Source organism: Alcanivorax sp. DG881 (genome assembly GCF_000155615.1).
Taxonomy (GTDB): Bacteria; Pseudomonadota; Gammaproteobacteria; order Pseudomonadales; family Alcanivoracaceae; genus Alcanivorax.
Map to the genome: position 1 here is coordinate 2,694,343 of NZ_DS989915.1, position 11,597 is coordinate 2,705,939.

The following is an 11,597-nucleotide window of genomic DNA, read 5'->3' on the forward strand; positions in this document are numbered from 1 at the left end:
TCGCGCCGCAATATAGGCAAAGACATTGATGCGGTCAGCAATAAGGAGCCGTGGCGCGGTGAGGGCGTTAACGATTTGGCACAAATGCCTGGCGCGCTTTTGAACTTTCAACTTTGAACTTTCCCCCCTCCGCTGCCATTCTTCCTGTCCACGTTTTATTCGGACCTTTCCATGAGCACCGACCTGGATTTTGATCGCGACCACCTCTGGCATCCTTATACGTCTACCTCGAAACCCCTGCCCACTTTTCCCGTGGCCAGTGCCGCCGGGGTGAGGCTGACGCTGGACGACGGGCGTGAATTAGTGGACGGCATGTCGTCCTGGTGGGCGGCGGTGCATGGCTATAACCACCCGGTGTTGAACCAGGCGGCCAAGGACCAGATCGACCGTATGGCTCATGTGATGTTCGGCGGGCTGACCCACGAACCGGCGGTGGAGCTGGGTAAAAAGCTGGTGGCGTTGACGCCGGATCCTTTGGAGAAAGTGTTTCTGGCTGACAGCGGCTCGGTGTCCGTGGAAGTGGCGATCAAGATGGCGCTGCAGTACTGGCTGAGCCAGGGGTACACCGGCAAGGACAAATTGCTGGCCCTGCGCAACGGCTATCACGGCGATACCTTCGGTGCCATGGCGGCCTGTGACCCGGTCAACGGCATGCATTCGCTGTTCAGTGGTGTGCTGGCCAAACATTATTTTGCCGACGCGCCGCAGTGCCCCTATGACAGTGATTTCGATACGGCGGATCTGGATTCCATCCAGCAGATGCTGGCGGCTCATCATCAGGAGATCGCCGCCGTGATTCTGGAGCCGGTGGTGCAGGGCGCGGGTGGCATGCGCATTTATCATCCTGTCTATCTGAAAGCCGTGCGCGCCTTGTGTGACGAATACGGTGTATTGCTGATCTTTGATGAGATCGCTACCGGGTTTGGTCGCACCGGAAAAATGTTTGCGCTGGAGCATGCGGATGTGTGCCCGGATATCCTGTGCCTGGGCAAGGCGATTACCGGGGGCTACATGACCCTGGCGGCCACGTTATGCACCGATCAGGTAGCCGCGGGTATTTGTGACGGGGAGGCCGGAGTGTTGATGCACGGGCCGACGTTTATGGGTAACCCGCTGGCCTGCGCCGTGGCCAACGCCAGCATTCAGCTGCTGCTGGATTCCGGCTGGCAGGAAAAAGTCGCCGCCATCGAGGCCCAGCTCAAGAAAGAGCTGCTGCCTCTCAAGGACCTCTCCTGCGTGGCTGATGCCCGGGTGTTGGGCGCCATCGGCGTGATGGAGATGAAAGAACCGGTGGCCATGGAGCAGGTGCAGGCGCGTTTTGTGGAGCTGGGCGTATGGATTCGTCCGTTCGGCAAACTGGTCTACATTATGCCGCCCTTCGTGATTGAGCCGGAGGATTTAAGCAAGCTCACCGGAGCGATGCGGGATTTGGCGGAGGGCAGTTGACGTTAAGACCTAACTTTCTACAAACCGCTGTAGAGTTCCCTTCCAGGGGACGAACCTCGCGAAGCGAGGCGACAAGAGCTTTCACCTGCCGCACTGTCATGAGTCGATCTAGAACCTGATCGCCCTGTGAGCAATTCCGCGTTTACACGCGGTTCGTCCCCTGGAAGGGAACTCCTACAGGTGGTTTACCGAAACCCCGGCATGGTCTGTATCAGGTGTCGTTGCACCTCCAGCCACTCGCCGATTAGCCGCCAGTGTTGCTGGTCTTCAAGGTGGCGGGAGACGGCGGCATCCATGATGCCTTCCCCTTGGCTCATGGCTTGCACGTAGAGCTGGGTATCACGCAGGGTCACCAGGTAGGGAATTTTCAGGCTGGACAGAAACTGGCGCAGGGCTTCGTACATTTTTGTGCGAGTGCGCGCCCGGTTTGCGATCACGGCTAGCCGGCGGGGACGCCGTCGATAGCTGGGGGTAAGCATGACGCTTTGCAGAAACCGGGTAGTGGCGCGGATATCAATGGGGCTGGGCAGCACAGGAACCAGAACCACCTGGGAGAGTCGTAACAGGTGATCCAGCTGGTGCGGATCCAGCCCGGCAGGGGAATCGATGATCACCAGGTTGCCGGCCTGGTCCAGACGTTGTTGCAGACGGCCCAGGGAAACCGGTTCGCCGGCAGGCCAGCCGAGGGTTTGAATGGTGGGTGACTTGCGCATTTTCAGCCACTGGGTGGCAGACTGTTGCGGGTCCAGGTCCATCAGGCATACCGGACGCCCCAAGGCCTCGAAGTAGCAGGCCAGATTGGTGGCGATGGTGGTTTTGCCGCAACCCCCTTTGCTGTTTGCGACCAGAATCACCAAACGCGATGCGTGGGGACGATGCTGGGAGCCGATCCCCGTGGATGGGCTGTTCTGTGCGCTGTTCATACCGTTTCTTTATGGTTATTTCGTATGATTCTACCTGCCCCTAATGCCGGTGCGGTGACTGTCGGAAGAAAGGGTGATTGTGCTCACAAATTCAACACTACCGCAAAAGTGGCACAAGTGATGTAAATTGTGATGTTATTTTGCTCCCACCGGGAACTCGATCCCGTGAAGAGGCTCAATACAGGGGAATCCGGCATTATGCGTTTCTTGCTCATTATTGTGGTGCTGCTGCTGGCAGTGCTGGCGGCATTGTTTATCGTGCCGCTGGGTGGCGGTAAGCCACTGTTGGACTGGCAGCATGTGGAACAGAACTGGCAACAGCCGGAAAAATTGTTCGATGGGAGCCTGTCTCCCTGGCTGGAAAAAAAGGGAGACACGGAGCTGTATCGCTGGCGTGACCCCGATGGAAACTGGCAGTATGGCCAGATTCCGCCGCCGGGTGTGTCGGCGGAACCCATTACGGTAAAGGCTCCGGACACCATCAGCGCGGAAGAGATGCGCGGTGGTAAGGGGCTTGAAGAGACACAACAGAAACAATAACAGTAAGCCAATTGGAGGCAGAATGAAGAAATTGGGAATCGTGCTGGCAGGAACTGTCTTGCTGGCAGCGTGTGGTCAGGAAAACGCAGAAGTGAAAACGGACGACCAGAAAGCGTCCTACGCTTTGGGTTTCCGCAGTGCCGAACAGATGCGCAGCCTGGAAAACCTGGACCTGGATGCCATGGTTGCAGGCCTGCGTGATGGCTTCGACGAGAAGGGCGAATCCCGCCTGGGTGATGAAGATCTGGATCAGCTGATTCGTGATTTTCAGGGTCGCATGATGGCTGCTCAGCAGAAGAAGGTTGAGGAAGAAGCCGGCAAGAACCTGGAAGCCAGCGAAAAATTCCTGGCGGACAATGCTGAACGTGACGGCGTGACCGTTACCGACAGCGGCATGCAGTACGAAGTGCTGGCCTCCGGTGAAGAAGGGGCGGCGTCTCCGACCCTGAACGACACCGTGGAAGTGCACTACCACGGCACCCTGCCCGACGGCACTGTGTTCGACAGCTCTGTAGAGCGTGAGCAGCCTGCTACCTTCGGCCTGCAGCAGATCATTCCGGGCTGGCAGGAAGCGCTGCCGATGATGAAGGAAGGCGACAAGTGGAAAATCGTTCTGCCGCCGTCACTGGCCTACGGTGAGCAAGGCGCGGGTGGCGACATCGGCCCGAACCAGGTGCTGATTTTTGAAATTGAGCTGCTGGATGTGAAAGGCAGTGGTGATGAGGCAAGCGCCGACGAGGAATAAATCCCGTCGTCTTATGCTTCAACAAAAAGGGCGCCTTCGGGCGCCCTTTTTGGTTTGTGAGCATTTCTGCAAGGCCGCAGCGGAGCAACGACCCAGATGCGAGTTGTGAGAAGTGAGTTTCGAAAACCAAAACCCCACTCACGGATTTTGCCTTTCGAAACTCGCTCCTCGTGACTCGCTTTTCTGCCAAGCCGGTTCGCGCCTCATACTCGCAGAGCACAGAGAGCGGCGCTCCTACGTTTAACCTTGAAGCGCGGAGCACGGCGGCTGCTGTTGCACGCCATGCATTGCTTCGTGTTGCAGCTTGTAGCTTGCCGCTGCCTTTAGTGCGTCGCCTGCTGCCGCGGCGGTTCTTGTTGATGAATGCTGAGAATCAGCTGGTCTTCCAGGGCAAAGCGCTCTTCCAGGGTTTCCATCAGTGCACTGATGCGCTGGGGTAGCACCTTGCGCTGGGCCAGGCACTGGTTGGGGTGTTCGAAGTCTTCATTGAAGGCCAGTGCGGCATCGGTGGAGCTGTCCAGCTTCTGCATAATCTGCCGGGTCAGTGCCGGGTTCTCCCGGTGGAAGTGGCGGGCTTCGTTAACCAGTTCCCGATATACCTCGAAATAGCCGGCACTGATGTAGTCCATCAGCAGCTGACAGAATCGCTGTACCTGCCGGTGCATGGGTTGCGGGTTGTCGTACGGTTGGGGGGTAGAAAGGCCTTTCAGGCCCTGCATGGTGCACAGCAGCACAATCAGCTGTTGGCGTTCATCCAGCCAGGCCTGAACCAGTGCTTCGATACGTTGCCATTGAGCCAGTGCTGCAGATGTGGAACTCGCCATTGTGTTCCCTCCTTAGTGAATGGCTGAGACTGCCTTGGGCCGGGGGTACGAACGGTGCCGTACAAGCGGACGTCTGATTCTTCAGCAGGGCTATCGAGACTAGGATGGAGCGTGGCGAGGGCGCAATGGGCAGAAAGTGACCTTTTTGCGGAGTGGGCAGAAACAGTGGAAAAAACAGCGTGGCGTCAGCCACTTGCTGATAAAGACGGATTTTTCATAAGGCAGGGGCTTTTAGTGCTTTGTAACGGCAGGCGTGAAGCGTGCAGCCTGTTGCGGCTCTTACAGATATTGCGCCACCCAGGGCCACAGCCAGGGCAGTGCTATGGCGGTGACCAGTCCACACAGACCCAGCGCCAGGCCCGCAAAGGCGCCGGCTTTCTCGCCGTATTCGAAGGCTCTGGCGGTACCGATGGCATGGGCCACCAGCCCCAGTGCAAAGCCTTTTACCCGGTGGTCGGTGACTTTAAGCAGCCGGAAAATGGGGCCGGCGGAAAGCGCGCCGACAATGCCGGTGATGGCCACGGCGCCGGCCGCCAGCGACACGTAGCCGCCGGTGGATTTCACCACTTCCACGGCAATTGGCGTGGTGATGGATTTGGGCGCCAGGGAGCCTACGACTTCCGCGGGCGCACCCAGCCACCAGGCCAGTCCCACCGCGATGGCGGCTGAGATGAAGGCGCCGAGAATGGTGGCGATCACAATGGGGGTAAGCACGCTGCGCACGGTGTGCAGTTGCCGATATAACGGCCAGGCCAGGGCAACCGTGGCCGGGCCCAGCAAAAAGGCAATGATCTGTGTCTGGTCGCGGTATTCCTCGTAGTCCACATTCACCAGCGGCAACACGATGATCACCGGAATGGAGGCCACCAGAAACGGGTGGAAAATGGGCAGGCTGTTGCTGCGGCCGTAGATCCAGAGAGCGAAACGGTAGCTGGCCAGTGTCAGCAGCACGCCAAACAGGGGCGTGTGCACCAGCCCGGCAAGGTTGTCCAGGTTAGCCGGCATGGTCGTCTCCACGGTGGCTTCCGGTGGCTTCCTGGTGTTTGCCGCCCAGCAGCTTTTTCAGCATCAGGGTGACCACGATCATGCTGAGCAGGGTGCCCAGCACCACCGCCACGCCCAGTGCCAGGGCGTACTCTTCGTAACGGTGCCATTGCAGCACAATGCCGACCCCGAGGGGGAAAATCAGCAGGCTGATGTGCTTGATCAGGGCGCCGGCGGCCGGGGCCACCCGCTGTGTGAACGGGGCTTCCAGCAATAGTGCCAGCAGCAACAGCACCATGCCGACCACGGAGGCGGGCAGAGGGATGCCGGTGAGGCGAATAATCACTTCACCGAAAAACTGGAACAGTAGCAGGATCAGCAGACCATCGATCATGGCGGGCTCAGCGGGGCAACGGGCGGAACATCTGAATCAGGGCGACGATCAGCAGGCCGGCAAACACCACCATGGACCAGGCGGGCAGGCTCAGGCCGAGAAAGGACCAGTCCATTTCGGCGCACTCGCCGGAACCGGCCAGCACTTGCTGGAGCACATTCTGCAGGGGAAATACGTCGAGCATGTAGTCCAGCCCGGGGCCGCAGGCGGGCACCTGATCCGCCGGCAGGTTCTGCAGCCAGATGTGGCGCGCGGCCACGGCGCCGCCACCGAGGGCAGCCAGGGCGGTCAGCGCGCCGTAGAGGCGCACGCCCACGCCTTTCGGGCCGTGCAGGCTGGCGATCAGCAGGATCACGGCTGCGGCGATCACGCCCACGCGCTGGAAAATACACAGCGGGCAGGGTTCCAGTCCATCCACGTGTTGCAGGTAAAGGGCGCCGGCCATGGCGGCCAGACAGGCAAGAAACGCGAGGATGTTCAGCGGGCGTGGAGCAGGAATGAAGGACGGCATGGGGCGGCTCTTTTCGTCGGGGACCGGCGAAGGGTAGGCAAAAGCGCCGGTGGCGGCAAGGGGGAAAGAGGGCGGATGCTTAACGTACGGTGTCGGGTGTGGAAAGCACAGGAAGCGGTGCTGACAGCACTGCTCCCACCAGGCAGGAGAGAGGCCGCTCCTTGTGCGGATCCGCGTCAGGCCTGTTTGGCGTTTTTCTGCTGCAGGTTGCGGTCGTGCCAGGCGTCGATGCCGGCTTGCCAACCGTCAAACCACCATTGCGTCAGCGGGGCATCCGTATAGGGGCAGCGGTTGCTATCGCCGCCGGACATCCCCCACATGCAGCCCTGATTGTACGCTTTTTCGCACTGCTCCCGGTCTGGAGACATGCCCTTGCTCCTTGTCACGTTCCATTGAGAGTAGCACTACGGTGCTATTTGCATAGCGTGCGAGTCCGCATTTTTGTTGTGCAAATGCAGCAAGCGCGATCCGTGTGCAGTGTTAGCGGTGGGCTATGCAACGGAATGTGTCGCAGTGCAACGTGACGTTGAGGCGGGCGGTGCATGTCAGGGGCAGCATTGGGGAGTGAAGGGGTCGGCAGCGGTTCCCGCGGGGGAGGGAGCCGCTGCCGGCTGTTTGCCGGTCAGTCGCGGAAGTAATCGGCCAGGTAATCCTCGAAGGATTGCTGATCGGCCGCTTCGCCGGCGGCCTGTTCGGCCAGGCTGTCTGCCGCCAGTGCTTCCAGGCGCTGGTTGGTGTCGTCGCAGCGCTGGCGGGACAGGAAGTGGTCGCGGTGGGCCAGGGCCTGATCCATGGCGAACTGGAAGAAGCCCTGATTGCGACTTTCCAGTGTTGCCAGAATCCGCGCGGACGGGGTGGTGTCCGGGTTATCCACTTTTTCCTGCTGGTGCGCCAGTGCCTCGGCATAGTTGGTGCCGCCATGGGCGCGGTCAAACAGTTCGGCAATGGGCTGCATCTGTTCCAGCTTTTCCGTGGCCCAGTCTTTCAGGCTCACCGACTTGCCCCAGTTGCAGAGCTGGGTGGCGGTGTTGCGGCCGTCGTAGACCACCTTGCGCAGGTTTTCCTTGCTGGCATGCAGGTCGCATTTTTCCAGTTGCGGCGATTCACGCAGCAGGCAATAGGTGGCGAACAGGTCCAGGAAACGGATTTCCTGCTGGTTGATGCCCACCGGCTCGAACGGGTTGAGGTCCAGCGCGCGGATTTCGATGTATTCCACGCCACGTTCCTGCAATGCCGTGGTGGGGCGCTCGCCCGGGTTGATGGTGCGCTTGGGCCGAATGGACGAGTAGTACTCGTTCTCGATCTGCAGAATATTGGTGTTGAGCTGGCGGTAGTCGTCTCCCACCTTGACGCCGATTTTCTCGTAGGCCGGTTCCGGCGTCTTGATGGCATGGGTGAGGGTGCTGACGTACTCATCCAGATTGTTGTAGCTGATCGCCAGGGAAGACTGGGCATTGTTCTGGTAGCCCAGATCGCTCATGCGCAGGCTGGTGGCCTGGGGGCGATACAGGGAGTGGTCAAAACGCTCCAGCAAATCGTGCTCGCGGCCGGCCAGGAAAGAGGCACACAGTGCCGGGGAGGCGCCGAACAGGTACACCAGCAACCAGGAGTAGCGCTGGAAATTGCGAGTCAGGTCGAAGTAGCGACGGGAAATGTAATCCTGCAGCGGCGCGCTGTCGCCTTCCAGTTGCTGATTGAGTTTCCAGAATTCTTCCGGGTAGGAAAAGTTGTAATGAATCCCGGCGATGGTTTGCATCTTGCGGCCGTAACGATGGCCAAGCCCTTCCCGGTAGACGGTTTTCATGCGGCCCACATTGGCGCTGCCGTATTGCGCCACGGGTACATCACTGTCCTTGCCGATCATGCAGGGCATGGAATTGACCCACAGCACTTCATCACCGATGTGGCTGTACACGTAGCGGTGGAGCTGTTCGAGAAACTCGATGGGCTTGTGCAGCTCGGTGCTGGGTGGGGTAATGAATTCCAGCAGCGCTTCGGAATAATCCGTGGTGATGTAGGGGTGCGTCAGTGCGGAGCCCAGCGCCTTGGGATGCGGGGTTTGCGCAAGGGTGCCATTGGTGGTGATGCGCAGGCTTTCTTTCTCGATGCCGCGACGGATACCAGCCAGGGTGGCGGCGGCATCTGAATCCAGCAGGGCATGAATTCTCTGTTCAAGATGCTTCATGGTTGGGGCCTGTCGTGCGGCCGCCCGGGTGTGGGGCTGGCCGCGGGTGTGACGGAATTCCGACAATCATGGGGCAATAGAATGACGCTGAGAAGTCACTCCGCTCAGGAGCGCTTCTTGCTGTCCTTCTTTTGCTTCTCTTCCTTGGCCTTGGCAAACAGGTCGGCGAAGGTGCCGCCGCCGCCCTGGGGCTGGCCACCGGCGCGTTGACCGCCGCCGTTACCACCGCCACCGCGGCGTTGGTTATTGCCTTTATTGGCCTGATTGGCGCGGTTGCTGGTGGGGCGCTGGCCACCGGTTTTTTCGGTGGGCTGGTCGTCCATGCGCATGGTCAGGCTGATGCGTTTGCGATCCAGATCCACGTCCAGCACTTTCACTTTGACGATATCGCCGGGGGCGACCACCTGATGGGGGTCTTCCACGAACTTGTCGGCCAGCGCGGAGACATGCACCAGGCCATCCTGGTGAACGCCGATATCCACGAAGGCGCCGAAGTTGGTCACGTTGGTGACGGTGCCTTCCAGGATCATGCTTTGTTTCAGATCCTTGAGGGTTTCCACTCCTTCCTTGAGTGCCGCCGCCTTGAATTCCGGGCGCGGGTCACGGCCGGGTTTTTCCAGCTCGCTGAGGATGTCAGTGACGGTGGGCAGGCCGAAGTTGTCGTCGGTGAATTCGGCGGCGTTGACCTTCTTCAGGAAGGGCACATCACCCACCAGATCCTTCAACGGGCGACCATGCTTGCCGGCGATTTTTTCCACCACCGGGTAGGCTTCCGGGTGCACTGAGGAACTGTCCAGCGGGTTCTCGCCGTTCATGATGCGCAGGAAGCCGGCGGCCTGTTCAAACGTTTTGTCGCCCAGACGCGGCACCAGTTTCAGGTTGGCGCGGCTGGCAAAGGCGCCATTCTTTTCCCGGAAGGTAACGATGTTGCCGGCGATGGTGCTGTTAAGGCCGGCAATGCGGGCCAGCAGCGGGGCGCTGGCGGTGTTCACGTCCACGCCCACGGAGTTCACACAGTCTTCCACCACGGTATCCAGCGAGCGGGACAGTTTTACCTGGCTCACGTCGTGCTGGTACTGGCCCACGCCGATGGCTTTCGGATCGATCTTCACCAGCTCGGCCAGCGGATCCTGCAGGCGGCGGGCAATGGAGACGGCGCCACGGAAGGACACGTCGAGTTCCGGGAATTCCCGGGCGGCCAGTTCCGAGGCGGAATACACGGATGCGCCGGCTTCGGAAACGATGATTTTCTGGATCGGCTGGTCTTTGAGCAGCTTGACCACTTCGCCGGCCAGCTTGTCGGTTTCCCGGCTGGCGGTGCCATTACCGATGGCGATCAATTCCACGCCATGCTGTTTGCTCAGGGCAGCCAGTTTGCTGAGGGACTGGTCCCACTGCTTTTTCGGCTGGTGCGGGAACACGGTGGTGTGCTCCAGCAGCTTGCCGGTGGCATCCACGACCACCACTTTCACCCCGGTACGCAGACCCGGATCCAGACCCATGGTGCACTTGGGGCCGGCGGGGGAGGCCATCAGCAGGCTTTTCAGGTTACGGGCAAACACCTGAATGGCTTCCTCTTCACCCATTTCCCGCACCCGGCCGAGCAGCTCGGTTTCCAGATGGGTATTGAGCTTGATCTTCCAGGTCCAGCGCATCACTTCCTTGAGCCAGTCATCGGCGGCGCGGCCGGCGTGCTGCCAGTCGGCCACGGCGGTGACCATGGCTTCGCAGGGATGCGGCTGGGCATTCTCCAGCTCTTCCGGCAGCACCATGGAGACATGCAGGATGCCTTCATTGCGGCCCCGGAACAGGGCGAGGGCGCGGTGGCTGGGGATGCTTTTAAGGGTTTCGCTGTGGTCGAAATAGTCGCTGAACTTGGCGCCGTCTTTTTCCTTGCCGTCGACGACTTTGGCCTGGATGTGGCCCTTGTCCCAGAGGAAGGTGCGCAGGCGGGTGAGCAGCTCGGCGTCTTCGGCGAAGCGCTCCATGAGGATCTGTTTGGCACCGTCCAGGGCGTCCTTGGCGGTGGCAATCTTGTGTTCCTCGTTCAGGCAGCCGGCGGCCAGTGCTTCCGGCTCCTGGGTAGGATCATTCATCAGGCTGTCTGCCAGCGGCTCCAGACCGGCTTCGCGGGCAATCTGGGCGCGGGTGCGACGCTTGGGCTTGTAGGGCAGGTAGAGATCTTCCAGCCGGGTCTTGGTGTCGGCAGCCTTGATCGCCTTTTCCAGTTCCGGGGTGAGCTTTTCCTGTTCGGTGATGCTTTTCAGGATGGCCTCACGGCGCTCTTCCATCTCGCGCAGATAACGCAGCCGTTCTTCCAGGTTACGCAACTGGGTGTCGTCCAGACCGCCAGTTACCTCTTTACGGTAACGGGCGATAAAGGGGACGGTGGAGCCTTCGTCGAGCAGTGCGACGGCGGCGTTGACCTGGCGTTCCTGGCAACCGATTTCTTCGGCAATAATCTGTTCGATACTACGCATGAGATGTCCTGACGGCGTGCGGCCTGCGAGCGTATTGCCGGCAAGCGTTCTTCAAATACAAAACGACCGGAATCATAGGGAATGAATCCGGTCGTTGATAGATTGACTTGTAAAAGCGGCTGTGGCTGTGGCGCAGGTCATGGACGTTCGGTTACCGCGCACGACAGGCCGCGGACGACGACTCAGCCCAGCGCTTCATTGATCTTGGCGACCAGTTCCGATTCCACCGGCGGTTTCACCACATAGCCGAATGCGCCCTGGCGTTCGCCCCAGACCTTGTCGGTTTCCTGGTCCTTGGTGGTGACCAGAATCACCGGAATGCTTTCTGTGGCAGGGTCGCGGGTGATCTTGCGAGTGGCCTGGAAGCCATTCAGTTCCGGCATCACCACATCCATCAGGATCAGGTCGGGCTGTTCCTGACGGGCTTTTTCTATCCCTTCCATGCCGTTGGTGGCGGTGACGACATCATGGCCCTGACCCTGGACAATCTTAACCAGATTGGTCAGCTGGGTCGGGGAATCGTCCACCACAAGAATTTTGGCCATGTTGCTCTCCTCAAGCCGCT

General features: G+C 60.0%; 12 protein-coding genes. 3 read left to right on the forward strand and 9 right to left on the reverse strand.

The genetic code is table 11. The features are described 5' to 3' along the window. Positions 1-171 precede the first annotated feature (171 nt). The gene (gene bioA / locus ADG881_RS12205) at positions 172-1,446 is read left to right on the forward strand and encodes an adenosylmethionine--8-amino-7-oxononanoate transaminase (protein WP_007150651.1); all 1,275 of its coding nucleotides are present in this window, start codon (positions 172-174) and stop codon (positions 1,444-1,446) included. A gap of 185 nt (positions 1,447-1,631) precedes the next feature. Here the strand turns inward: bioA and ADG881_RS12210 are convergent, their stop codons facing one another. Continuing rightward, positions 1,632-2,369: a ParA family protein gene (locus ADG881_RS12210; RefSeq protein WP_007149675.1), complete on the reverse strand. Its 738-nt coding sequence runs from the start codon at positions 2,367-2,369 to the stop codon at positions 1,632-1,634. Positions 2,370-2,567: 198 nt separating this feature from the next. On the opposite strand from ADG881_RS12210, the gene ADG881_RS12215 reads away from it, so the two are divergent. Together ADG881_RS12215 and ADG881_RS12220 are read left to right on the forward strand one after the other, a co-directional pair. After that, entirely contained in the window at positions 2,568-2,909 is a 342-nt protein-coding gene (locus ADG881_RS12215; RefSeq protein WP_007149274.1) for a DUF4124 domain-containing protein, read from the forward strand. 22 nt (positions 2,910-2,931) lie between these two features. Beyond that, positions 2,932-3,654 (forward strand): FKBP-type peptidyl-prolyl cis-trans isomerase, encoded by a 723-nt coding sequence (locus ADG881_RS12220; protein ID WP_007148505.1) that lies wholly within the window; start codon positions 2,932-2,934, stop codon positions 3,652-3,654. A gap of 323 nt (positions 3,655-3,977) precedes the next feature. On the opposite strand, the gene rsd is transcribed toward ADG881_RS12220, so the two are convergent. The 8 genes from rsd to ADG881_RS12260 form a co-directional block, all read right to left on the reverse strand. Further along, positions 3,978-4,478: a sigma D regulator gene (gene rsd / locus ADG881_RS12225; RefSeq protein WP_007149591.1), complete on the reverse strand. Its 501-nt coding sequence runs from the start codon at positions 4,476-4,478 to the stop codon at positions 3,978-3,980. Positions 4,479-4,757: 279 nt separating this feature from the next. Beyond that, positions 4,758-5,483, reverse strand: a complete 726-nt coding sequence (locus tag ADG881_RS12230; RefSeq protein WP_007151085.1) for an LrgB family protein — start codon at positions 5,481-5,483, stop codon at positions 4,758-4,760. After that, positions 5,473-5,856 (reverse strand): CidA/LrgA family protein, encoded by a 384-nt coding sequence (locus ADG881_RS12235; protein WP_007150322.1) that lies wholly within the window; start codon positions 5,854-5,856, stop codon positions 5,473-5,475. The genes ADG881_RS12230 and ADG881_RS12235 overlap by 11 nt, the downstream gene beginning before the upstream one ends. A gap of 7 nt (positions 5,857-5,863) precedes the next feature. Next, positions 5,864-6,367 (reverse strand): disulfide bond formation protein B, encoded by a 504-nt coding sequence (locus tag ADG881_RS12240; RefSeq protein ID WP_007148921.1) that lies wholly within the window; start codon positions 6,365-6,367, stop codon positions 5,864-5,866. A gap of 176 nt (positions 6,368-6,543) precedes the next feature. After that, positions 6,544-6,735 carry a ribosome modulation factor gene (gene rmf, locus ADG881_RS12245; protein ID WP_007150230.1) on the reverse strand — a complete coding sequence of 64 codons (192 nt, stop codon included), beginning with the start codon at positions 6,733-6,735 and terminating at the stop codon, positions 6,544-6,546. Between the two features lie 254 nt (positions 6,736-6,989). Next, entirely contained in the window at positions 6,990-8,552 is a 1,563-nt protein-coding gene (gene gshA, locus ADG881_RS12250; protein WP_007150972.1) for a glutamate--cysteine ligase, read from the reverse strand. Positions 8,553-8,656: 104 nt separating this feature from the next. After that, on the reverse strand, positions 8,657-11,032 hold the full coding sequence (locus tag ADG881_RS12255; RefSeq protein WP_007148410.1) for a Tex family protein: 2,376 nt from the start codon (positions 11,030-11,032) through the stop codon (positions 8,657-8,659). Positions 11,033-11,214: 182 nt separating this feature from the next. Then, complete coding sequence (locus tag ADG881_RS12260; RefSeq protein ID WP_007150289.1) at positions 11,215-11,577, reverse strand: PleD family two-component system response regulator; 363 nt, start codon at positions 11,575-11,577, stop codon at positions 11,215-11,217. Between the last annotated feature and the right edge of the window lie 20 nt (positions 11,578-11,597).

Bases quoted from the DNA above. Each gene is read 5' to 3' on its own strand.
- ADG881_RS12240 (WP_007148921.1), bottom strand. From the start codon at position 6,367: ATGCCGTCCTTCATTCCTGCTCCACGCCCGCTGAACATCCTCGCGTTT.
- bioA (WP_007150651.1), top strand. From the start codon at position 172: ATGAGCACCGACCTGGATTTTGATCGCGACCACCTCTGGCATCCTTAT.
- ADG881_RS12220 (WP_007148505.1), top strand. From the start codon at position 2,932: ATGAAGAAATTGGGAATCGTGCTGGCAGGAACTGTCTTGCTGGCAGCG.
- rmf (WP_007150230.1), bottom strand. From the start codon at position 6,735: ATGTCTCCAGACCGGGAGCAGTGCGAAAAAGCGTACAATCAGGGCTGC.
- ADG881_RS12255 (WP_007148410.1), bottom strand. From the start codon at position 11,032: ATGCGTAGTATCGAACAGATTATTGCCGAAGAAATCGGTTGCCAGGAA.
- gshA (WP_007150972.1), bottom strand. From the start codon at position 8,552: ATGAAGCATCTTGAACAGAGAATTCATGCCCTGCTGGATTCAGATGCC.
- ADG881_RS12260 (WP_007150289.1), bottom strand. From the start codon at position 11,577: ATGGCCAAAATTCTTGTGGTGGACGATTCCCCGACCCAGCTGACCAAT.
- ADG881_RS12215 (WP_007149274.1), top strand. From the start codon at position 2,568: ATGCGTTTCTTGCTCATTATTGTGGTGCTGCTGCTGGCAGTGCTGGCG.
- ADG881_RS12210 (WP_007149675.1), bottom strand. From the start codon at position 2,369: ATGAACAGCGCACAGAACAGCCCATCCACGGGGATCGGCTCCCAGCAT.
- ADG881_RS12235 (WP_007150322.1), bottom strand. From the start codon at position 5,856: ATGATCGATGGTCTGCTGATCCTGCTACTGTTCCAGTTTTTCGGTGAA.
- ADG881_RS12230 (WP_007151085.1), bottom strand. From the start codon at position 5,483: ATGCCGGCTAACCTGGACAACCTTGCCGGGCTGGTGCACACGCCCCTG.
- rsd (WP_007149591.1), bottom strand. From the start codon at position 4,478: ATGGCGAGTTCCACATCTGCAGCACTGGCTCAATGGCAACGTATCGAA.